The 19,411-nt window shown below is 69.3% G+C and carries 21 protein-coding genes; 14 read left to right on the top strand and 7 right to left on the bottom strand.

The window, feature by feature from the left end; all coding sequences use genetic code 11:
• Positions 1–6 precede the first annotated feature (6 nt).
• The 5 genes from ACWEPG_RS27300 to ACWEPG_RS27280 form a co-directional block, all read right to left on the bottom strand.
• The gene (locus ACWEPG_RS27300; RefSeq protein WP_450116030.1) at positions 7–750 is read right to left on the bottom strand and encodes a GTP pyrophosphokinase; all 744 of its coding nucleotides are present in this window, start codon (positions 748–750) and stop codon (positions 7–9) included.
• Positions 751–829: 79 nt separating this feature from the next.
• Complete coding sequence (locus tag ACWEPG_RS27295) at positions 830–1,357, bottom strand: DUF1990 family protein (RefSeq protein WP_450116029.1); 528 nt, start codon at positions 1,355–1,357, stop codon at positions 830–832.
• A gap of 140 nt (positions 1,358–1,497) precedes the next feature.
• Positions 1,498–2,970, bottom strand: a complete 1,473-nt coding sequence (locus ACWEPG_RS27290; protein WP_450116028.1) for a hypothetical protein — start codon at positions 2,968–2,970, stop codon at positions 1,498–1,500.
• A gap of 90 nt (positions 2,971–3,060) precedes the next feature.
• Positions 3,061–4,215, bottom strand: a complete 1,155-nt coding sequence (locus ACWEPG_RS27285; RefSeq protein ID WP_450116027.1) for an NADH:flavin oxidoreductase — start codon at positions 4,213–4,215, stop codon at positions 3,061–3,063.
• Between the two features lie 67 nt (positions 4,216–4,282).
• Positions 4,283–4,609 carry an ArsR/SmtB family transcription factor gene (locus ACWEPG_RS27280; protein ID WP_450116026.1) on the bottom strand — a complete coding sequence of 109 codons (327 nt, stop codon included), beginning with the start codon at positions 4,607–4,609 and terminating at the stop codon, positions 4,283–4,285.
• 48 nt (positions 4,610–4,657) lie between these two features.
• Between ACWEPG_RS27280 and ACWEPG_RS27275 the strand changes: the two genes are divergently transcribed.
• From ACWEPG_RS27275 to ACWEPG_RS27210, 14 genes are all read left to right on the top strand, one after another.
• A complete protein-coding gene (locus ACWEPG_RS27275; protein WP_450116025.1) occupies positions 4,658–5,905 on the top strand; it encodes an MFS transporter in 1,248 nt (415 codons plus the stop codon).
• Between the two features lie 405 nt (positions 5,906–6,310).
• Positions 6,311–7,108, top strand: coding sequence for an MlaE family ABC transporter permease (locus ACWEPG_RS27270; RefSeq protein ID WP_450116070.1), 798 nt, complete (start codon positions 6,311–6,313; stop codon positions 7,106–7,108).
• Positions 7,109–7,966 (top strand): ABC transporter permease, encoded by an 858-nt coding sequence (locus tag ACWEPG_RS27265; RefSeq protein WP_450116024.1) that lies wholly within the window; start codon positions 7,109–7,111, stop codon positions 7,964–7,966. It abuts the gene before it with no gap.
• A 3-nt stretch (positions 7,967–7,969) separates the two neighbouring features.
• Positions 7,970–9,280, top strand: a complete 1,311-nt coding sequence (locus ACWEPG_RS27260; protein ID WP_450116023.1) for an MlaD family protein — start codon at positions 7,970–7,972, stop codon at positions 9,278–9,280.
• Positions 9,277–10,314: an MlaD family protein gene (locus ACWEPG_RS27255; RefSeq protein ID WP_452595781.1), complete on the top strand. Its 1,038-nt coding sequence runs from the start codon at positions 9,277–9,279 to the stop codon at positions 10,312–10,314. Before ACWEPG_RS27260 ends, ACWEPG_RS27255 begins: the two co-directional genes overlap by 4 nt.
• A gap of 4 nt (positions 10,315–10,318) precedes the next feature.
• Complete coding sequence (locus tag ACWEPG_RS27250) at positions 10,319–11,371, top strand: MCE family protein (RefSeq protein ID WP_450116021.1); 1,053 nt, start codon at positions 10,319–10,321, stop codon at positions 11,369–11,371.
• On the top strand, positions 11,368–12,474 hold the full coding sequence (locus tag ACWEPG_RS27245; protein WP_450116020.1) for an MCE family protein: 1,107 nt from the start codon (positions 11,368–11,370) through the stop codon (positions 12,472–12,474). The genes ACWEPG_RS27250 and ACWEPG_RS27245 overlap by 4 nt, the downstream gene beginning before the upstream one ends.
• Positions 12,471–13,574 carry an MlaD family protein gene (locus ACWEPG_RS27240; protein ID WP_450116019.1) on the top strand — a complete coding sequence of 368 codons (1,104 nt, stop codon included), beginning with the start codon at positions 12,471–12,473 and terminating at the stop codon, positions 13,572–13,574. The genes ACWEPG_RS27245 and ACWEPG_RS27240 overlap by 4 nt, the downstream gene beginning before the upstream one ends.
• Positions 13,571–14,830, top strand: coding sequence for an MlaD family protein (locus tag ACWEPG_RS27235; RefSeq protein ID WP_452595780.1), 1,260 nt, complete (start codon positions 13,571–13,573; stop codon positions 14,828–14,830). The genes ACWEPG_RS27240 and ACWEPG_RS27235 overlap by 4 nt, the downstream gene beginning before the upstream one ends.
• 27 nt (positions 14,831–14,857) lie before the next feature.
• On the top strand, positions 14,858–15,481 hold the full coding sequence (locus tag ACWEPG_RS27230; RefSeq protein WP_450116017.1) for a hypothetical protein: 624 nt from the start codon (positions 14,858–14,860) through the stop codon (positions 15,479–15,481).
• Positions 15,482–15,586: 105 nt separating this feature from the next.
• The gene (locus ACWEPG_RS27225; protein WP_450116016.1) at positions 15,587–16,183 is read left to right on the top strand and encodes a TetR/AcrR family transcriptional regulator; all 597 of its coding nucleotides are present in this window, start codon (positions 15,587–15,589) and stop codon (positions 16,181–16,183) included.
• Between the two features lie 154 nt (positions 16,184–16,337).
• Positions 16,338–16,931, top strand: a complete 594-nt coding sequence (gene lppU, locus ACWEPG_RS27220) for an LppU family putative lipoprotein (protein ID WP_450116015.1) — start codon at positions 16,338–16,340, stop codon at positions 16,929–16,931.
• Positions 16,932–16,994: 63 nt separating this feature from the next.
• Positions 16,995–17,444: an FAS1-like dehydratase domain-containing protein gene (locus tag ACWEPG_RS27215; RefSeq protein ID WP_450116014.1), complete on the top strand. Its 450-nt coding sequence runs from the start codon at positions 16,995–16,997 to the stop codon at positions 17,442–17,444.
• Positions 17,441–17,875, top strand: a complete 435-nt coding sequence (locus tag ACWEPG_RS27210; protein ID WP_450116013.1) for a MaoC/PaaZ C-terminal domain-containing protein — start codon at positions 17,441–17,443, stop codon at positions 17,873–17,875. The genes ACWEPG_RS27215 and ACWEPG_RS27210 overlap by 4 nt, the downstream gene beginning before the upstream one ends.
• A 54-nt stretch (positions 17,876–17,929) precedes the next feature.
• On the opposite strand, the gene ACWEPG_RS27205 is transcribed toward ACWEPG_RS27210, so the two are convergent.
• Both ACWEPG_RS27205 and ACWEPG_RS27200 read right to left on the bottom strand, forming a co-directional pair.
• Entirely contained in the window at positions 17,930–18,316 is a 387-nt protein-coding gene (locus ACWEPG_RS27205; protein ID WP_450116012.1) for a DUF1304 domain-containing protein, read from the bottom strand.
• Positions 18,317–18,362: 46 nt separating this feature from the next.
• Positions 18,363–19,136 carry a DeoR/GlpR family DNA-binding transcription regulator gene (locus ACWEPG_RS27200; RefSeq protein ID WP_450116011.1) on the bottom strand — a complete coding sequence of 258 codons (774 nt, stop codon included), beginning with the start codon at positions 19,134–19,136 and terminating at the stop codon, positions 18,363–18,365.
• Between the last annotated feature and the right edge of the window lie 275 nt (positions 19,137–19,411).

Raw genomic sequence — 19,411 nt, 5'->3', positions numbered from 1 at the left:
ACCGGTTCACGACCCGGCGGCCCGTTCGATCGCCGCGACCTCGTCGTGCAGCCTGGCCATCGTCCGGTCCAGTTCGGTCGCCACGTCGGCGGCCTGCTTGAGTTCCTCGAGCAGCCGCTGCGGCACCGCCTTGTCGAACTTGTAGTAGATCCGGTGTTCGAGGCTTGCCCAGAAATCCATTGCGATGGTGCGGATCTGGATCTCCACGTACGTCATCTCGGTGCGATCGGAGAGGTACACGGGCACCTGCACGATCAGGTGCAGGCTCTGGTAGCCGTTCGCCTTCGGGTTGGCGATGTAGTCCTTGACCTCGACGAGCGTCACGTCGGGTTGGCTGGTGAGCATCTCGGCGACCCAGTACGCGTCGGAGACGAAGGCGCAGGTCACCCGGATGCCGGCGATGTCCCGGATCTGGGCGCGGATCGAGTCGATGTCCGGCGGGCACCCGATGCGGATCGCCTTCGTCAACAGCGACTCCATCGACTTGAGCCGGGTGTTCACGTGCTCGATCGGGCTGTAGTCGTGGGCGAGTTCGAACTCTTCGCGCAGGATGGTGATCTTCGTCAGGGTGGCGTCGATCGCGAACTTGTAGTTGAGCCGGAATCGGGTCAGACGTTGCTGCATCTCACGCAGTGAGTCCAGCGTCGGCTCTGCCGGAGTGCCCTCCCCGGTGCCGGTCACCTCGCGGACGAGATCGGACAGGATCGCCAGCTCGGGCTCGGTGCCGTCGCCGGAGAAGTGGGTGCTCACGGGTACTTCCTCACTGCGGTTGCGCCGCCCGGGACGGCGGCACGGTAAAGGTGCTCCCCGTCCATTGTGCCGCCGCGCGTCACAGTGCCCGCAAATACCGGTCGGTGATGCGACGCTGCACGAGCCGGGCGATCGGCGCACCGGCCCGCGACCACCACGTCGCCGGGCGGGAGAACGCCACGACGTTCAGCACCACGGTGTCGTCGCCGCGCCACTCCACGGAGAACAGCTCCTCCCCGCGCTCGGGGTGTCCGGCCAGGGTGCCGTAGGCGAAGCCCCGCCGCCGCGGTTCGTCGACGACGTACACCACCTCGCAGGTGGCGTCGAGGTGCAGCGGACCCACGCCGACCCGCAGCGTCACCCGGGAGCCGACCTCGGCGCGCAGGGTGGTCGCGGTGACGTCGACACCCGCGCGGCGGTGCATGTCCCAGCCGAGCACGGCGTCGGCCGCCGCACTAAACGCCGCCTCGCCGCGGCCGATCGTCCGCGACCGGCGGACGTGGTGGTAGCCCGCGGGCAGCTCCGTCGCGGTGGCACCGACCTCCGGGTAGGTCAGGTGCGTGTTCCGTTCGCCCGGGCCTGGGTCGAACATGGGTCGGCGGGCCATGGATCCGAGACTAGGCGGTGAGGCCGGTTGTCGTCCGCTGTGTCGGTCCACACAGACTTTCCCGCGTGCACACACCTGATGACGGTGCATTACGTGTGTGCACGCCCGAAAGCGTGTGTGCACGCGGGCTCCATTGCCGCTCACGGCATCGTGCTGACGTCGAGAGTCGCACCACCCGACGGCCCCGGTCGATATCCGAGAGCCGTCAGCGCCGGATGGTCGGCCACCGCGTCGATGCGGGTGGCGCCGGCGTCGGCGAGTCTGTGCGTCAGGGCGAACGCCAGCCGCTCGAGCGCCTCGTCGGGTGTGCCCGGCACCACCTCGAGCAGGTCGATCCGCGCGATGCCGTCCGCGATCCAGACGGCTGCGGCATGCCCGACGAACGGACGGCCGTCGGCGTTGTTCTCGTACGCCTGGATCCACGCCGCGAGCGTCCCGCCGTCCTTCGCGGACAGTGCCGGGTCGATGTGGAGGCCCTCTGTCGCCAGCCACGCTCCGGATCGCTCGTGCAGTGGCACGGTGCCGATCCCGTAGGCGCTGCGCTTGGACCGGCGCCGCGACGGAGGTCCGATGTGCAGGACGCCGTCCCGTCGGGTGCGGGTGCCGCGCACGACCAGCCCGGTGTCGAGCTCCTCCATCCAGTCCATGAGAAGGGTGGAGACCACGCCGCCCGGGCTGTCGATCGGTGGACCGCGGAAGTCCGTCTCGGTCTGCGGCAGCCGGAAGTTCATCGCGAAAATGTTCGGGTTCAGCTTCCAGTGGAAATGTACGTGTACGACGGTGCTGTCGAGGACGATGCGGAGGGGGCGGAAACCTCTCGTGACCGCGCCGCGGATGCGCAGCGACCGGCAGGCACGGTCGAAGGTGTCCCGGGCGACCGGGGCGAGGCCGGCCGGATCGTCGCCGGAGATCTCGACCCTCCAGCCGCCGTCCGGGTCGGTGCGCGGGTCGCGGATCGTCGCGGTGTCGACGAAGGGCCCGAAGCGGGCGAGGTACTCGACGAGATCGGTGTTCACGGGGTTGGGTTCGAGCTTGCGTGGTTCGAACCGTCCTTGCCACAACCGATTCCAGGACATGTTGTCCGGCGCGAGAATCGGCGTGCCACCGCCGTCGACGAGGACCAGGTAGATCGACTGGGGGTAGGGCACGCCCGATCGACGAGGCCGGCCGACCTGGATGAGTTCGTAGGCGTGGTCGCTCCAGTCGGCAGGCAGCGCGGCTCGTACCCATCCCTCGCTCTCGTTCCGCGACAGTGGTATTCGTTCGCTTCCGGAAGACCTCAGGTCGGGGTGTCGACCCGGGTAGCCGTGGACGTGAATGCGGAATGCCTGGGGATCGGTACCGGGCGCAAACGAACCGAGATCGTCGGCATCCTGAAAGCTGTAGCCGATCCGGATGCGGCCGCCGGGCGTGTCGATCGCCGCTCCATCGGGCTCGTACGAGTCCCGAGGCCATCGGCGGTGCGCGCTGGTGGGCCATCCACGCTCGTGGACGGCGGCATCGAGTACCTCGCGGAACGCGGCCAGTTGCTCGGGGATTCGTTCGGTGACGGCCCGGGTGATCTCGGGGACGGAGAGCCTGTGCTCTCGCGGGTCAGCAGGCGGCCGGGACATTCTTTCGGCAAGTCGTGACGGTCATGCGGTCGAGGGTACACCGCAATGCTCCTGCCGCGCAGAATCTTCCGCGGCAGGAGCATCGCCGGATCAGACGAGGACCGACTCGAGATCCTTGTGGTACGGCTGGATCGAGTCGAGTTCGCCCGCGGCGACCTTGCGCACCCAGTGCGGGTCGGCGAGGACGGCGCGGCCGAGGCCGACCAGGTCGAACTCGCCGCGCGCGAACAGCTCCATCAGCGGCGCCAGTGACAGGCTGGCCTGGCCCTCGGTGGCCTGGCCGAGGAACGGTGCGGACACCCCGACGGAGCCGAGCGCGATCACCGGAAGCCCGGACAGGTGCTTGGTCCAGCCGGCCAGGGTGCGGTCGGAGCCGTCGAACTCGGGCAGCCAGTAGCGGCGCGTCGACACGTGCAGCAGCGACACGCCCGCGTCGACGAGCGGGGTCAGGTGCTGTTCGAGCTCGTTCGGGCTCTCGGCGATCCGGGCGTCGTAATGGCCACCCTTCCACTGGGAGAAGCGGTAGGAGATCGGGTAGTCGGCGCCGACGCGGTCCCGGATCGCAGCGACGATCTCGGCGCTGATCCGCATCCGGTTCGCGACGGAGCCGCCGTAGGAGTCGGTGCGCCGGTTGGTGTGCTCCCAGGTGAACTGGTCGAGCAGGTAGCCGTGGGCGCCGTGCAGTTCGATCCCGTCGAAGCCGACAGCCTGCGCGTCGGCGGCGGCGCGGACGAACGCGTCGATGATGCCGTCGATGGTGGTGGCGGTTGCCGGGTCGCCGACCTGCCCGCCGTCGAGGCCGAGGCCGGAGGGGCTGACGATCGGGGCGTCGGTGTTCGGGCCTGCGCCTGCGATGCGGGTGCCGCCGAGGTGCCACAGCTGCGGGAAGATCCGGCCGCCCTCGGCGTGCACCGCGTCGACGACGCGACGCCAGCCGGCGAGCGGTTCCTCGCCGTAGAACACCGGGACGCGGTTGCTGGCGCCGGCCGAGTACTCGTCGACGTAGGTGCCTTCGGTGACGATCAGTCCGAGGGAGGCGGCGCGCTTCGCGTAGTACTCCGCGACGTCGTCGCCGGGGGTGTTGCCGGGCGAGAACTTCCGGGTCATCGGGGCCATCACGAACCGGTTCGAGAGTTCGAGACCCGGAACGATCGAGGCGGGTTCGAGCAACGGGGTGACGTCGGCGCCGTCGAGCAGGGTGCTCGCCGGGTTGACGTCGGTGGTCTCCTCGCGCAGGTCGGTCATTGATTCTCCCACTCGTGTTGCGCTGTGGCCGTGCGACGTTCGCGCGCGGTCGGGGACGGGACCCGGGTCAGCCCTCGTGGTGCTCGGTGAGCACCGCGTCGAGCAGTCCGGGGAACCGGGCGTCGAGGTCGGCGCGGCGCAGCGTCAACCGGCGGTTGCGTCCACGCAGCTCGCTGTTGATCACGCCCGCCTCCCTCAGCACCTTCACCTGGTGCGACTTTGTGGACTTGGGCAGGTCCTCGCCGAGCGCCGTGCAGCAGTCCACCATGTCCTGCGGGCCGGCCGACAACTGCCGCACCAGGGCCAGCCGCGCGTCGTCGCTGAGCGCGAACAGGACGCCCGTGAGTTCGATGTCCTCGCGGTCCGGGTGTGGCAGCTTCGAAACCTCGGTCATGGTTCGATAATAGTTGAACCATTCCCGGTGCAAATGTAACCTTCGCTAATGGTTCCAAACAAGTCGAACTATGCGGTCGATGTGACCACTCCCGTCGTACCGCCCTCGACGCCGGACCTCGGGGCTCGGGGACATCGGGGATTTCGGCTGGTGCTCGCCGCGGCCACCGCGATGATGGCCGGCGCGAGCGCGCCGTCCCCGTTCTATCCGGTGATCCAGGCCGAGCTCGGATTCACCCCCGTCATGACCACCGCCGTGTTCGCCGTGTACGCGATCGCGCTGCTCGCCACCCTGCTCGTCGTCGGGTCGGTCTCCGACCATCTGGGCAGGCGACCGGTGATCTCGGTCGGCTTCGTGCTCCTGGCCGTCAGCGTCGTGCTGTTCTGGCACGCGGACAGCGCCCCCGGGTTCGTCGCGGCCCGGATCCTGCAGGGCGTCGCCAGCGGTGTGCTGCTTTCCGCGCTGTCGGCGGCCGTGGTGGACCTCGAACCGCGGGACCGACCCGGGTCGGCGGCGGCGTGGAACGCGATCACACCGATGATGGGCCTGGCGGTCGGCGCGCTGGTGTCGGGTGTCGTCCTCGACCGTGCCGAGGACGGTGCGCTGGCGGGTGTGTTCGGCACCCTGACCGGGCTCTACCTGCTCCTGGCCGTCGGTGTGTGGACCGTCCCCGAGACGGCGCCGCGTCACGAGGGACTGTGGTCGTCGCTGCGGCCGCGGGTGGCGTTGCCGGGTGACGTGCGGGCGGTGTTCGCGCGCAGCGCCCCCGCGGTCTTCGCCGGCTGGGCCACCGGTGGGCTGTATCTCTCCCTCGGCCCCGCGATCGTCGCCACCGAACTCGGCGGGTCCTCACATCTGGCTCAGGGGCTGGTGGTGACGCTGCTCGCCGGCAGCGGTGCGCTCGCCGCCTTCCTGATCCGCAACCGCACGCCCCGCGCCATCACCCTGTACGGGACCACCGCCCTCGCCGTCGGTACCGCGTCGACCCTCGCCGCCCTCGCCGTCGACTCGCTGCCCGGCTACTACCTCGCGGTCATGATCGCCGGGACCGGATTCGGCACCGCCTTCTTCGGGGTGCTGCGCTCCATCACGCCCTTGACCCGGCCCGGCGACCGCGCCGAGGTGTTTGCCGCGATCTTCGTCATCAGCTACGTGGCATTCGGCGTCCCGGCCGTCGTCGCCGGTCTCCTCGTGCCGCATCTCGGCCTCGCCGCGACCGCCTACGGATACGGCACCGTCATCACGCTGCTCGCCACCACGGCCGCGTTGCTGCGCCGGTTCGGGTCGCGGGACTGACGCGGCCCCTCGCCGAACCACCACGGCCATTCGGCCGCTCGTGTCGGTTCGCGTCCTGCGATCTTTGTGAGATCCGTTGGTGCAGTTGGCTCGTGCCCGACCTGGTCGGCTCTGTCCGGTCTTCGCGCGGGTCCGATCGATGTGTCCTTGACCACACTCGGACGTGCGTGATAGACATTCTCCCCACATGCTGAGCACCTGATCAGCATTACAGGGGATCAACAGTGAGCAGGACCGATCACGATCGAATGCTCCCGGGTCGACGCCCGGGGCTCGCGGGATGGTGGTGAAGGCTCGATGACACACGTGGGTGTTCGTGCGGACGGACGGGGCGACGGCGTCTCGGCCGCGCCGTTCGGCGACGAACCGGCACGACGGTCGTCGGTCCGCGAGATCACCCAGTGGATGCGCAGCTACCTCCAACGGCATCCGGTGGCGTCGCTCGAGACCGTCGGCGGGCAGGCGGTGCTGGGAATTCGCGCCATCCAGTACCTGATCCTCGACATCGTCACGTGGAAGTTCCCCTTCCGCGAATTCGTCCGCCAGGCGGCGTTCATGGTCTCCGCGACGGCGATGCCGACCCTGTTCGTCGCGGTCCCGATCGGCGTCACCATGTCGATCCAGTTCGGGCTGCTCGCCGGCCAGGTCGGCGCGACCTCGCTGGCGGGCGCAGCCAGCGGACTCGCCGTCATCCGGCAGGGCGCGCCGATGGTCGCGGCCCTGCTGATGGCGTCCGCCGCGGGATCGGCCGTCTGCGCGGACCTGGGCTCACGCAAGATCCGCGACGAGATCGACGCCCTCGAGGTGATGGGCATCTCGGTGGTGCGCCGCCTCGTCGTGCCGCGGCTGGCGGCGGCGATCCTCGTCGGGGTCGCCCTGACCGGGCTGGTCTGCTTCGTGGGCTTCCTGACCGGCTACCTGTTCAACACGTTCGTGCAGAACGGAACCCCGGGCAGCTTCGTGGCCACCTTCGCCTCCTTCGCTACCATCGGCGACTTCGTGCTGACCATGATCAAGGCCGTCGTCTACGGTGCGATCGTGGCAATCGTGGCCTGCCACAAGGGACTCGACACCCGCGGCGGATCCGCCGGTGTCGCGAACTCCGTCAACGCCACCGTGGTCGCGTCGATCCTGCTGCTCATGCTCGTCAATGTCGGGCTCACCGAGCTGTACGTCATCCTCTTCCCCCGGGTCGGGTTCTAGATGGCGTCGCGGTACTTCGCGGTTCCCGGTGGCCGCGCGCTCGGTCGGGCCGTCGCGGCGCCGACCGGGACGGCGGTCCGGCTCGGCCACATGGTTACCTTCCTGGTGCGTGCGCTGGCGTCGATTCCGTTGACGCTCAGGCACTATCGGAAGGAGTTCCTGCGGATCCTGTCCGACGTCACCTGGGGCAACGGGTCCCTGGTGGTGGGCGGCGGCACCGCGGGAGTGATCATCGTCCTCGGTGCGGCCGCCGGCGCGATCGTCGGCATCGAGGGGTACAACGCGCTGCACCTGCTCGGGCTGGAGCCGGCCACGGGCATGATCTCGGCGACCGCGATCACCCGGGAACTCGCACCGATCATGGCCTCGCTCGCGTTCGCCGCGCAGGCCGGGTGCCGGTTCACCGCCCAGCTCGGTGCCATGCGGATCTCCGAGGAGATCGACGCGATGGAGGCGTTGGGCATCCGGTCGATCCCGTACCTGGTCACCACCCGGCTGGCGGCGTCCGTGGTCGCGGTGATTCCGCTCTACCTCGTGTGCCTGGCCGCGAACTACGTGGCGGTGCGACTGGTCATCGGGATGTCGCGCGGCATGTCCTCCGGTACCTACGACCACTACTTCCGGATGGTGCTCAGTGGGACCGACGTCGTCTACTCGCTCGTGAAAGCCGTTGTCTTCGTGCTCATCACGAGCACAATCCAGTGCTACTACGGCTACTACGCGGCGGGGGGTCCGCAGGGCGTCGGTGTCGCCGCCGGGCGGGCCATGCGGGCGAGCATCTCCACGATGGTTGTGATCAACCTGCTGCTCACCATCATCCTGTGGGGCATCGGTTCGAGCGCGCGGCTGGGAGGCTGACCGGTGCCGAACCGCTTCGAGATCGACGGCCGAGGGCCGTCGGAGACCAGCCTGCTGCTGCGCGGCGCGCTCGCGCTGCTCGTCGTCGGGATCGTGGTGGCAGGCGCCGTGGTCAAGATGAACGGCGGTTTCACCCAGGCGATTCCGGCCACGGCGCTGCTCGCCGACGTCGGTGACGGGCTGCCCGCGCACTCCGACGTGAAGTTCCGCGGTCTGCTGGTCGGCGAGGTCACCGGCGTGACGCCGGGTACCGGCGGCGCCCCGAACCGGGTGCAGGTCGCCCTCGAACCGGGCCACGCCGAGGGGATTCCGGGAACGGTGACCGCCCGCGTGGTGCCGAGCAACGTCTTCGCCGTCGCCTCGATCCAGTTGGTCGACAACGGGCCCGCACCGGCTCTGCAGGCCGGCGCCGAGATTCCCCAGGACGAGAGCCTGGAAACGGTGCAACTGCAGTCCGCGCTGACCAAGCTGCGCGAGATCGTCGCCGCCACCGGGCGGGTCGGCAGCGAACGCACCGTAGGCCTCCTCGCCGCGGTGGCCGCGGCCACCGACCGGCGCGGCGACGACATCGTCGAGGCCGGAAGGCAACTCGACCGGATCACCCGCGAGATCGGCGCCGTGGTCACCCCGACCGGTGCGCCGTCCACCCTCGACGCGCTCGGCACCGCCGTCCGCGGCCTGCGTGACTCCGCCCCCGACCTGCTCGACGCACTGCACCACGCGGTGGTCCCGCTGCGCACCCTCACCGAGAAGGAGGCCGCGCTCACCTCTCTGCTCAGTGCCGGCTCCGGCACCCTGGGCACGGTCGGGGACGCGCTGGAGAACAACACCGACCGGATCATCGGTATCACCACGCAGATGGCGCCGGTGCTCTCGGTGCTCGCCGACGGCTCACCCTCGTTCACTCCGATCGTCACCCGCATGAACGCCATCTCCGCCAAGTGGTTCCAGGAGTTCTGGCCGCGCGGACAGCAGAATGCCACCGGCAAGTTCATGTTTCAGCTCACCCCGCATCGCCTCTACACCCGCGCCGACTGCCCCCGCTACGGCGACCTCGCAGGACCGAGTTGCACCACCGCTCCGGACACCGTCGCCCAACCGGTGATCCCCGAGAACCAGGTCCAACCGGTGGTGCCGAACGCGGTGGACACCACCGGACCGGTCGGCGGCAACGTCGGGCCGGTGGGCAGCCCCGAGGAGAAGGACATGCTCTCGCGCATCCTCGGTGGTGACCTGACGAGCGCCGGTGAGTTCCTCCTCGGTCCGCTCGCCCGTGGGGCGGTCGTGCACGTGACACCGGAGGAGGGGCCGTGAGCATCCGGAGGCCGCTGATCGGCCTGACCCTGTTCCTGCTGGTGTCGGCGCTGCTCACCTCGACAGTGGTGGTCACGCTGCAGCGCTCCGTGCAGGGTGCGACGCGGTCCTACACGGCGATGTTCACCGATGTGTCCGGGTTGCACGAGGGCGACGACGTCCGGATGGCCGGGGTGCGGGTGGGCCGGGTCGACGGCGTGACCCTCGACGGCACGCTCGCCCGGGTCGTGTTCCGCGTCGAGGACGACCAGCTGCTTTTCGGGAACACCAAGGCGTCCGTCACCTACCAGAACGTGATCGGGCAGCGGTACCTCGGCCTGTCGCTGGGCAACTTCGGCGATCCACAGGTGCTCGAGGACGGCAGCGAGATCCCGGTCGAGCACACCGAGCCGTCGTTCGACATCTCAGGACTGCTCAACGGATTCGAGCCTCTGTTCAGCGTCCTCGACCCGGCCCAGGTCGACAACATCGCCAGCGCCGTGATCAGCGCACTGCAGGGGGACACCGGGTCGGTGGCCACGCTGGTCGCACAGACCTCCAGCCTCGCCGAGTCGCTCGCCGGGCCCGATCAGGTCCTCGGCGACCTGATCGTCAACCTGGACGGGGTCGTCGGCTCCCTGGCCGCCCAGCGCGGCGACCTCGACACCGTCATCTCGCAGTCACACGCCATCCTGAGCTCGCTCTCGGCGCGCCGGGACGAGTTGTCCGACCAGCTGGGCCGGGTCGCCACCGTCGCGGACCAGGCCGCCGGCCTCGCCGAACAGGCGCAACCCGAGATCGACCAGATTCTTTCGCGCGAACCGGGTTTCGTCGATCACTTCCTCGAGAACAAGGACTCGTTCGGCTTCTTCGGATTCAACCTTCCGCCGCTGCTCAAGGGCCTGGCCCGGGTGAGCCAGGAGGGCAGCTACCTCAACACCTACCTGTGCAACTTCAACGTCACCCTGGTACCCGCGCTCAGCAACGTGATCCCGACCGTCGTCGCCAATGCCACCCCCGGCGGCCGGATCACCCAGTCCCCGGTCTGTAGGTGACCCGATGTCGCGAATCGATGTGAAGAATGCGCTGCGCACGCTGCGCCGTCCGGTCGAGGAACACCGGCCGCTGACCGTCGGCATCGTCACCGTCGCGGCGATCGTCGTGTCGCTGGCGGTGGTGCTCGGCGTGTCGCGCTCGGGCGCCGGGGAGGTCACGTACCGGGCGGACTTCGCGCAGGCCGCCGGCATCGCGCCCGGCGACTCGGTCAGCGTCGCCGGTGTCCAGGTGGGCTCGGTCGACAGCACCGAACTCGCGGGCGACCACGTGGTGGTCGGCTTCCGCGTCGACCGCGACGTCCCGCTCGGATCGTCGACGCGGGCGTCGATCAAGCTCACCACCCTGCTGGGGTCCCGATACCTGGAGTTGCGTCCGGCCGGCGACGGTGAACTCACGGACCGCCGGATCCCCTTGGACCACACGGACGTTCCGTACGATCTGCAGCAGGTCCTCGGCGACGCCACCACCACCTTCGAGCAGGTCGACGCCGCGAAGATCGGGCAGGCCATGAACACCCTGTCCGACCAGCTGGCCGGAACTCCCGCGCTGGTGCCACAGGTGCTCACCAACATCGGGAACCTGTCGTCGATCCTGGCCGACCGCCGGGACCAGATCGGGTCGCTGCTGCGCAACACCGCCGACCTGACCGATGCGGTCCGCGCCCAGCAGGGACAGCTCGGACAGCTCGTCACCGACGGCACCGGCCTGGTGCAGGACGTGGTGCTGCGGCAGGCCACCCTGGAACGTCTGCTGTCGGCGACCACCACACTCATCGACCGGCTCGACAGCACCGTGGTCGGCCGGCAGCAGGAGATCGACGCCCTGGTCGCCGACCTGCAGGGCCTGCTCCAGACGCTCACCGACAACGACGCGTTGCTGCGCAACATCCTGGAGATCCTGCCGGTGCCGCTGCGCAATTTCACCAACGCCACCGGCACCGCCAACGAGGTCGACTTCACCGCCCCCGCCGGACCGCTCATCGACAGCTGGATGTGTGCGATCAGCGGCCGGGCGAACGAGATAAACCTGCCGCCCTACCTGGAAGACTGCCGATGAAGGTGACCAAGCCACTGCTCGGGATCGCCGCGCTCGGCGTGCTCGCGGTCCTGGCGTCATGCCTGGTCGGCAGCGCCGTCACGTCGGACGACACCATCGAGGTGACCGCCGAATTCGACAGCGGCGCCGGACTGTACGTGGGCAACGCCGTCTCGGTGCTGGGCATCGAGGTCGGCTCGGTGATCCGGATCGAGCCGCAGGGCACCAAGGTCGACGTGACCATGAGCCTCGACCGTGACGTCGCCGTCCCGGCGGACGTATCCGCGGTCACGGTGTCCACCTCGGTGCTGACCGACCGGCACGTGGAACTGACCCCGCCGTACACCGGGGGCGCGATCCTCGCCGACGGCGCGGTGATCGGCCCCGACCACACCCGCACCCCGGTCGAGTTCGACCGGTTGCTGTCGATGGCGGACACGATGGCGCAGGAACTGCAGGGAGACGGGCAGGGGCACGGGCCGGTGTCGAACCTGCTGGACGTGAGTGCGGCGATCACCGTCGGGAACGGGGACGCGATGAAGTCCGCGCTGACCAGCCTGTCGCAGGCCCTGCGGCTCGGCGACGACGGCGGTGACCAGACCCGCAACGCGATCACCACCGTCGTGGACAACCTGGCGACGCTGAGCGGGGTGGCGGCCGACAACCAGCGGCAGATCACCGAGTTCGGTTCCACGATGAACCAGCTCGCCGAGGTGCTCGCGAAGTCGGAGGTCGGCTCCGGGGACACCGGCGCGAAACTCAACGCGATCCTCGATCAGGCCACCAGCATCCTGGACGCCAACCGGGAAGCGTTGCAGGGCACGGCGTCCGGCGCGACCACCGTCACCGGTGCGCTGGTCGACTACCAGCGGCAGCTGGCCGAGTTCCTGGACCTGGCCCCGCTGCTGCTCGACAACGCCTACAACTCGATGGACCAGCAGACCGGCAGCGCCCGGGTGCACGCCCAGCTGGAGAAGGTGTTCTTCGACAGCCAGCTGACGAAGGAGGTGTGCAACCTGCTCGGCATGAAGCAGTTGGGTTGCAGTACCGGAACTCTCGCGGACTTCGGTCCCGACTACGGCATCTCCGGGATGCTGGAGGGACTGGCGGGGGGTACCCGGTGAACGGCCGGCGGACCGCACTGGCCGGGATCTGTGTCGCGGCGTCGGTGTTCGTCTCCGGTTGCGGCGTCGGGCTCGAGGACCTGCCGCTACCCGCACCCGGTGTCGGCGGCGACTCGTACACCCTGACAGCAACCTTCGCCAACGCCTTGAACCTGCCCGCGGCGGCGAAGGTCAAGCTGTCCGGCGTCGACGTCGGCGAGGTCGAGTCGATGTCCGTCGACAACTACACGGCCGTGGTGCGGATGCGGATCATGGACGGGGTGCAGCTGCCCGTCGGCAGCACCGCCGAACTGCGCTCCGCGACGCCGCTCGGGGACATCTTCGTTGCCGTGCACATCCCCGAGAACCCACCGCCGGGCACCGCGATGCTCGGTGACGGTGACGGCATCCCGCTCGAGTCGACGTCAGCCGCCGCCACGGTCGAGGAGGTGCTCACCACTGCGGCGCTGCTGGTCAACGGTGGCGTCCTGCGGGATGCGACGAAGGTCGTCAACGGTCTCGGCGCCGCTGTCGGTGATCGCGGCGAGGGGCTGTCCGGGTTGATCGACCGGTCCACCGGTCTGGTGAACAACCTTGCGTCCCGCAACGACGAGATCCGCGGCGTCCTCGAGGAGTCCGCGGAGCTGGCGCGGACGCTCGCCGGCCAGCAGACCGCGATCGCCGATCTGATGGCGGCAGCGGCGCCGGCGACCGGTGCGGTGTCCGCCAACACCGAGCAGGCGCTGGCCCTGCTGGGCCGGCTGGACCGGGTCGCCCGGCAGCTCGAACGGTATCCGTCCATCGCGGGGACCGCGCCGGGTGGCATGGTCGCGGACCTCAACCGCATCGCGGCGGAGCTGGCCCGTGCCGCGAACGATCCGAACGCGGACCTCGACGCGGTCAACGAGATGCTCGCCCCGATCATCAAGATCACCAACTCGACGTCCGCGCACGTGAACGCGGACCTGCAGGACCTCGCCCTCGGCGCGATCGCCGATCCGAACCACGCGGCCGATCCGGGCAGCAGGATCCCGGAGAGCGGTGACGCCGCCGCTGCCGTCGGCACCCTTACGTACACGCTGCAACGGTTGCGGGACAAGTGGATCGGACCGGGACGGTGACCGGCCTGCTGGAACGGCCGGCGGGCTGGCTGGTCTCGGCCGTGCGCTACGTCTCGGCACACCGCCTCGGCGCGTCCGCACTCGGGCTGGTGGCCATCCTCCTGCTGGGCTCGGCCTACATGACGGTCGGCGTCTTCGGGGTCCGGCCGACGGATTCGACGATCACCGTGCGGGTGCACCTGGCCGACACCGGCGGCCTGCTGCCCGACCAGAACGTCACCCTGCGTGGTGTCCCGGTCGGGAAGGTGGAGGCGATGGAGCTGACCGACGACGGTGTCGTCGCGCTCGCCGCCATCGACTCGTCCACCCGGATCCCCACCGGGGGCGAGGTGCGGGTGGCAGGGCTGTCGCTCGCCGGCGAGCAGTACCTGGACTTCCGGCCCACCGACGACGGGGCACCGTACCTGGAGGACGGCTCGGAGGTGGCCGCGGCAGACACCGTGACCCCGGTTCCGCTGTCCTCCCTGATGGGCAACCTGGACGGCATGCTGGCCCAGATCGACCCGGATCAACTGCACGCCGTCATCGACGAACTGGGCGTCGGCCCCGACGGGCCCCGGAAGCTCGCCGCGATCGTCGACGGCGGCACCTTCCTGGTGTCGACGCTGGATTCCGTTCTGCCCCAGACGGTCAGCCTGATGAACACCAGCCGGGTGGCGCTGGGCTCGCTGGGTGACGGCAGCGGGTTGCAGTCCACGGCGAGCAGCCTGAAGCAGGTGCTCGCGGGGGTCGAGGCGAAGGACGCGGGGCTGCGCGCCCTGCTCGATCGGGCGCCCGCCACACTGGCGTCCGTCGACGCGATGATCGCGGACAACTCGCCGACGATGGTGCAGTTGCTCGGCAACCTGACCACCGTCTCCCAGCTTGCCTACCTCCGGGTGCCGGCGTTGCAGGAGTTCTTCTTCCCGCAGTACCGCACCGGGTCCACGCTGGACGCGATCTCGAAGGTGTTCCACGAGGGCGGCATCTGGGCGGCCGTGAACATCCATCCCCGCAACTCGTGCGACTACAACGTGTCGCGGCTGCCTCCGTGGCAGGCCGACTTCCCGGAACCGCTGCTGAACGTGGACTGCCCGGACCCGGACCCGTCGGTGCTGATCCGCGGCGCCCGTAACGCGCCACGGCCGGCGAACGATCCGTTCTCCAGTCCGAGCCCGCAGGGCGATCGTGAGCAGACGGCCACGCCGACCCCGACAGGCCCGTACTCCATCCCGCTGCCCTACGCGGGCCCCGTACTTCCCGGCCAGGGTGGCTGACCGATGGATGACGAACAGGAGAGTGACATGAGCACGGACACCCGAATCGAGACCGAAGGTCGCGAACTCGAGGGCTCGGCCGACGAAACGTCCAAGGCCGAGAACGACTCTCCGGACCAGGGCGCGAGCGACCAGGCGCCGCCCCCGCCCGGCGTCGGGTCGAGCGGAGGGCGGCGGTTTCGCCGGTTGGGTGTCGCGGCGCTGGTTCTCGTGACCGTTGCCGCGCTGGCGTGCGCGGCCGTTCTCGGCTGGAAGCTGAAGGAGGCCAACGACATCGAGTCGGCCGCCGATCAGGCGCGGGCGACCGCGCGAAACTACGCGGTGACGTTGACGAGCGTGAACGCCGACGGGCTCGACCAGAACTTCGCCGATGTGCTGGACGGCGCGACCGGCGAATTCAAGGAGATGTACGCCAAGTCGAGTGAACAGCTCAAACAACTGCTGATGGACAACCACGCCACCGCCAAGGGGACCGTGATCGAGGACGGCATCAAGTCCGCGACCGAGACCAAGGTGGAGGTGCTGCTGTTCGTCGACCAGGCCGTCACGAACACGGTCACCCCCGAGCCGCGGATGGACCGCAGCCGGGTGGTGATGACGATGGAGCTGGTGGACGGCCGGTGGCTGGCGTCGAAGGTGGACCTGCCGTGACCGGGGACGGACGCGAGGGCAGTGGGTGCGTGCACGCTAGTATCTGCTGCATTCTCGTAAGGGGGCCAAGGCGACGCGAGATGTGTACGCGGAGGTGGCAATAGCGTGTCGACGCGCAGGATCGGTGCGCCGGATGCGAAGAACCGTGGCGTGCTGCTGGATGCGGCGGAGGAACTCCTTCTCGAGGAGGGATACGCGGCGGTCACCTCGCGTCGGGTCGCGCAGAAGGCCGGTCTCAAACCTCAGCTCGTGTACTACTACTTCCGCACCATGGACGAGTTGCTGCTCGAGATGTTCCAGCGTCGTTCCGACATGGGACTCGAGTACCAGGCTCGGCTGATGAAGTCGCCGCAGCCGTTGCGGGCGCTGTGGGAATTCAGCACGGACCCGAACGCCGTGGTGGTCACGATGGAGTTCATCGCGATGGCCAACCACCGCCCGAAGATCCGGCAGGCGATCGCGGACTACTCCGAGCGATTCCGCGCCGCGCAGGCCGAGGCACTCGCCGAGATCCTGCCCCGGTACGGCGTGGACCCCGACTACACCCCGGAGGTGGTGTCGGTGCTGATCACCAGCCTCTCCCGGGTGCTCGTCATGGAGTCCCACCTCGGCATGGCCGGCGGACACGAGGAATCCTTCGCGCTGGTCGAGAAGTTCCTGGAGCAGTACGAGGGACCGCGGGAGGACGGGCCGCTCGCCTGACCGCCGCCGGCCCCCGGTGCCGCCGATAGCAGACCCCGCGGTCGGTGAGACGGGGTGGGTGCCGAGCGGTGCGCCGAGCCGATCGGTGAGGATCGGAGCCGATCCGGCGCATCGCCGGACCGGTGACGGACTCGACGATGACGGAGGTTGCGCGGTGAATGGTTGGGGAGCGGCGGCACGCGTGGCCGGGGTGGTCGCCGGAGCGTTCCTCGTGGCCGCGTCCGTGGCCTGTTCGGCGGAGACCGTCGAGGGCACCGCCGAGGCGCAGGACACGACGATCTCGGCGCCGGCGCCGACGATCGTGGGCCAGGACGTCGGCGACGGCGGCGGCCGGACGGACTTCCGGGCCGAGGTCGGCGACTGCGTGCAGCTCGGCGGAACCGTGGACGCGGCCGAGATCGATAAGGCGACCTGCGGAAGCGCGGACTCGAACTACAAGGTCATCGGCAAGGCGTCGAAGAACGCGCAGTGCCCGTCGGACGCCGATCAGGTCTACTACGAGACCTTCGGGTCGATCGAGCAGGGCGCACTCTGCCTGGACATCGACTGGGTGGTCGGCGGCTGCATGAGCGTGCCGGACGGGGACGAGGAACCGTTCCGGGTCGAATGCACGGACCCGACCGCGTCGTCGGTCGAGCGGGTGACCGAGATCGTCGAGGGCGTCACCGACGTCGAACGGTGCTCCGAGGGCGGTTTCACCCACCCGGAGCGGGAGTTCACGGTGTGCACGGAGACGGTGACCTCGTAGTTCCGGTCACAAATCTCGACCGGTACCGCCCAGTAAAACGTCGCGCCCCGATAGGCTCGGGCGATGCCATCACCGATCCCGACCCTTGCCGGCCGGGTCTTCCCGCCGACGAATTACCTGGTCGGCCGCGAGAAGATCCGGGAGTTCGCCCGCGCCGTGCGGTCCACCAACCCGTTGCACCACGACGTCGAGGCGGCCCGCGCGGCCGGCTTCGACGACGTCATCGCGCCGCCCACGTTCACCACGGTGATGGCGGGCCGGGCGATCCTGCAGCTGGTGGAGTCCCCGGACACCGGCCTGGAGCCCAGCCGCGTCGTGCACGGATCGGAGAGGATCGAGCCGCATCGCCCGATCGTGGCCGGCGACGACCTGGCGACCACGCTGACGATCACGGACGTCACCGAGCGCGCCGGCAACGCGATCCTCACCACCGTCTTCGAGATTCGCGACGCCGCCGGCGGATCGGTCGCGACCATCACCTCCAGCCTGCTCGTCCGAGGAGATGACGCATGACCACCAGCACCACCCCCTTCGCCGCCCTCGAGCTCGGTGCGGTCGTCGCCAAGTCGGACCTCACCGTCACCCGGGAGGACCTGGTCCGGTACTCCGGTGCGTCGGGGGACACGAACCCGATCCACTACAACGATGCCGTCGCGGAGAGTGTCGGGCTGCCCGGTGTGCTCGCCCACGGGATGCTCACCGCCGGCCTGGCGCTGCAGGTCGTGGTCGACTGGGTCGGCGACCCCACCGCCGTGACCTCCTATGAGACCCGGTTCACGCGGCCGGTCGTCGTCGACCCGATCACCGGCGCCGACCTGACCGTCACCGCGAAGGTGGCGCGCCTCGACGACGAGACGCGGACCGCGCGGCTCGACATCACTGTCACCTGTGGTGGGCAGACCGTGCTGGGGAAGACGCAGGCGCACGTCCGGTTCCCCGCGTAGTCCCGCGCCTGGCCGCGGTCGTGCCACATCACGGCGCGACCGTCGGCAGGTTCGTCAGAGCGCGAGTCCGAGCGCGAGGAGGGCGACGGCGAGCAGCGGCAGGGTGCCCTGGGTCACCGCCGCGCGGGCCTTGTCCGGCGACGAGACCAGCAGGACCAGTGCCGCGGCCAGCATCGAGCCCGCTCCCGCGAAGACCAGCGCGGCTCCGACCGCGGTCGAGCCGATCGCGACCGTGATGACTCCGACGGTGGTGACGATCGCCAGGAAGAGGTTGTAGAACCCCTGGTTGAACGCGAGTTCCTTCGTGGCGAGTGCCTCGTCGGCGGAGGTGCCGAACGTCGCGCGGGTGCGCGGCGCCGTCCACAGCAGGGATTCGAGCACGAAGATGTAGACGTGCAGGGCGGCCGCCAGCGCGGCGAGGGTCAAGCCTGCGGTCACCATGGTCACTCCTTCTTCCGGTGACCTGCATTGTCGATCAGGGCGGCGCTCACGTCGCGGCGGTGTCCGCCTCGACGAGCCGCAGACCCTCGCCGTACCCGTCGATCTGCTCGGAGGTCAGCCCGGCGTCGGTGACGATCGTGTCGACCTCGGCGAGGGTCGCCACCCGGGCGAGGGCGCGTTGCCCGAACTTGGAGCTGTCCGCGACCACCGCCGTGCGTGCGGCCGCGGCGATCATGGCGCGCTTGACCGGGATCTCGAGGGTGTTGGTGTTCGTGATCCCGGCGCCGGGGTCGATGGCGTCCGCTCCGAGGAACGTCCAGTCGACCGAGTAGTCGGACAGGAACTCGACGGTGCGTTCGCCGACGAGGGTGAACACGGACCCCAGCAGCTCGCCACCGGCCACCAGCAGTCGGACATCGGGGAAGGTGGCGACGTACTTGCCGATGCGCAGGTCGTTGGTGAGGATCGTCAGGCCGGACCGCTGCCGCAGGGCGGTGGCGATCTGATAGGTGGTCGAGCCACTGTCGAGGATCACGCTGTCGCCGTCGCGGACGAGGCCCGCCGCTTCGTGTGCGATCGCGGCCTTCTCGGCCCTGCGGGTGTTTTCCTTTACCGCGTAGGGGATTTCGGAGAGTGCGCCCTCGACCGGACGGGCGCCGCCGTGGGTCCGTTCCGCTTTGCCCATTCGTGCCAGCGCATCGAGGTCGCGGCGAATCGTCGACGCGTCCACGCCGAGGTCGCGCGAGAGGGTCTTCGCCTCGACGTAACCGTCCGTCGCGAGTCGCTCGAGTATCTCGTGTCGTCGTGTGCTCGCAGACAAAGCGGGTTCCTCCTCGGGCGGTGTCCGGCTGCTTCGGGGGCGACGTGCACCCGATAGTAGCCGTCCTAACGCTCACATATTGACAGTCGAACGCGCGGTTTGCATGATTGCAGGCAATTGATGCGCGAAAGCGTGCAAGGTTGGCGTGTGTGCTGGGCGCGAATCGCCACCTGCGGAATTGGAGGAACGGTGGCACTCAAGCTCGGGTACAAGGCGTCGGCGGAGCAGTTCGGTCCGCGGGAGTTGGTGGAGCTGGCGGTGCTGGCGGAGGAGCG

The organism is Rhodococcus sp. NPDC004095 (assembly GCF_053604015.1).
The sequence above is the reverse complement of the archived record's forward strand: the minus strand, read 5'-3'. Positions and strand labels throughout refer to the sequence as shown.

Bases quoted from the DNA above. Each gene is read 5' to 3' on its own strand.
- ACWEPG_RS27295 (WP_450116029.1), bottom strand. From the start codon at position 1,357: ATGGCCCGCCGACCCATGTTCGACCCAGGCCCGGGCGAACGGAACACG.
- ACWEPG_RS27290 (WP_450116028.1), bottom strand. From the start codon at position 2,970: ATGTCCCGGCCGCCTGCTGACCCGCGAGAGCACAGGCTCTCCGTCCCC.
- ACWEPG_RS27285 (WP_450116027.1), bottom strand. From the start codon at position 4,215: ATGACCGACCTGCGCGAGGAGACCACCGACGTCAACCCGGCGAGCACC.
- ACWEPG_RS27280 (WP_450116026.1), bottom strand. From the start codon at position 4,609: ATGACCGAGGTTTCGAAGCTGCCACACCCGGACCGCGAGGACATCGAA.
- ACWEPG_RS27275 (WP_450116025.1), top strand. From the start codon at position 4,658: ATGGTTCCAAACAAGTCGAACTATGCGGTCGATGTGACCACTCCCGTC.
- ACWEPG_RS27270 (WP_450116070.1), top strand. From the start codon at position 6,311: ATGCGCAGCTACCTCCAACGGCATCCGGTGGCGTCGCTCGAGACCGTC.
- ACWEPG_RS27265 (WP_450116024.1), top strand. From the start codon at position 7,109: ATGGCGTCGCGGTACTTCGCGGTTCCCGGTGGCCGCGCGCTCGGTCGG.
- ACWEPG_RS27250 (WP_450116021.1), top strand. From the start codon at position 10,319: ATGTCGCGAATCGATGTGAAGAATGCGCTGCGCACGCTGCGCCGTCCG.
- ACWEPG_RS27245 (WP_450116020.1), top strand. From the start codon at position 11,368: ATGAAGGTGACCAAGCCACTGCTCGGGATCGCCGCGCTCGGCGTGCTC.
- ACWEPG_RS27230 (WP_450116017.1), top strand. From the start codon at position 14,858: ATGAGCACGGACACCCGAATCGAGACCGAAGGTCGCGAACTCGAGGGC.
- ACWEPG_RS27215 (WP_450116014.1), top strand. From the start codon at position 16,995: ATGCCATCACCGATCCCGACCCTTGCCGGCCGGGTCTTCCCGCCGACG.
- ACWEPG_RS27210 (WP_450116013.1), top strand. From the start codon at position 17,441: ATGACCACCAGCACCACCCCCTTCGCCGCCCTCGAGCTCGGTGCGGTC.
- ACWEPG_RS27205 (WP_450116012.1), bottom strand. From the start codon at position 18,316: ATGGTGACCGCAGGCTTGACCCTCGCCGCGCTGGCGGCCGCCCTGCAC.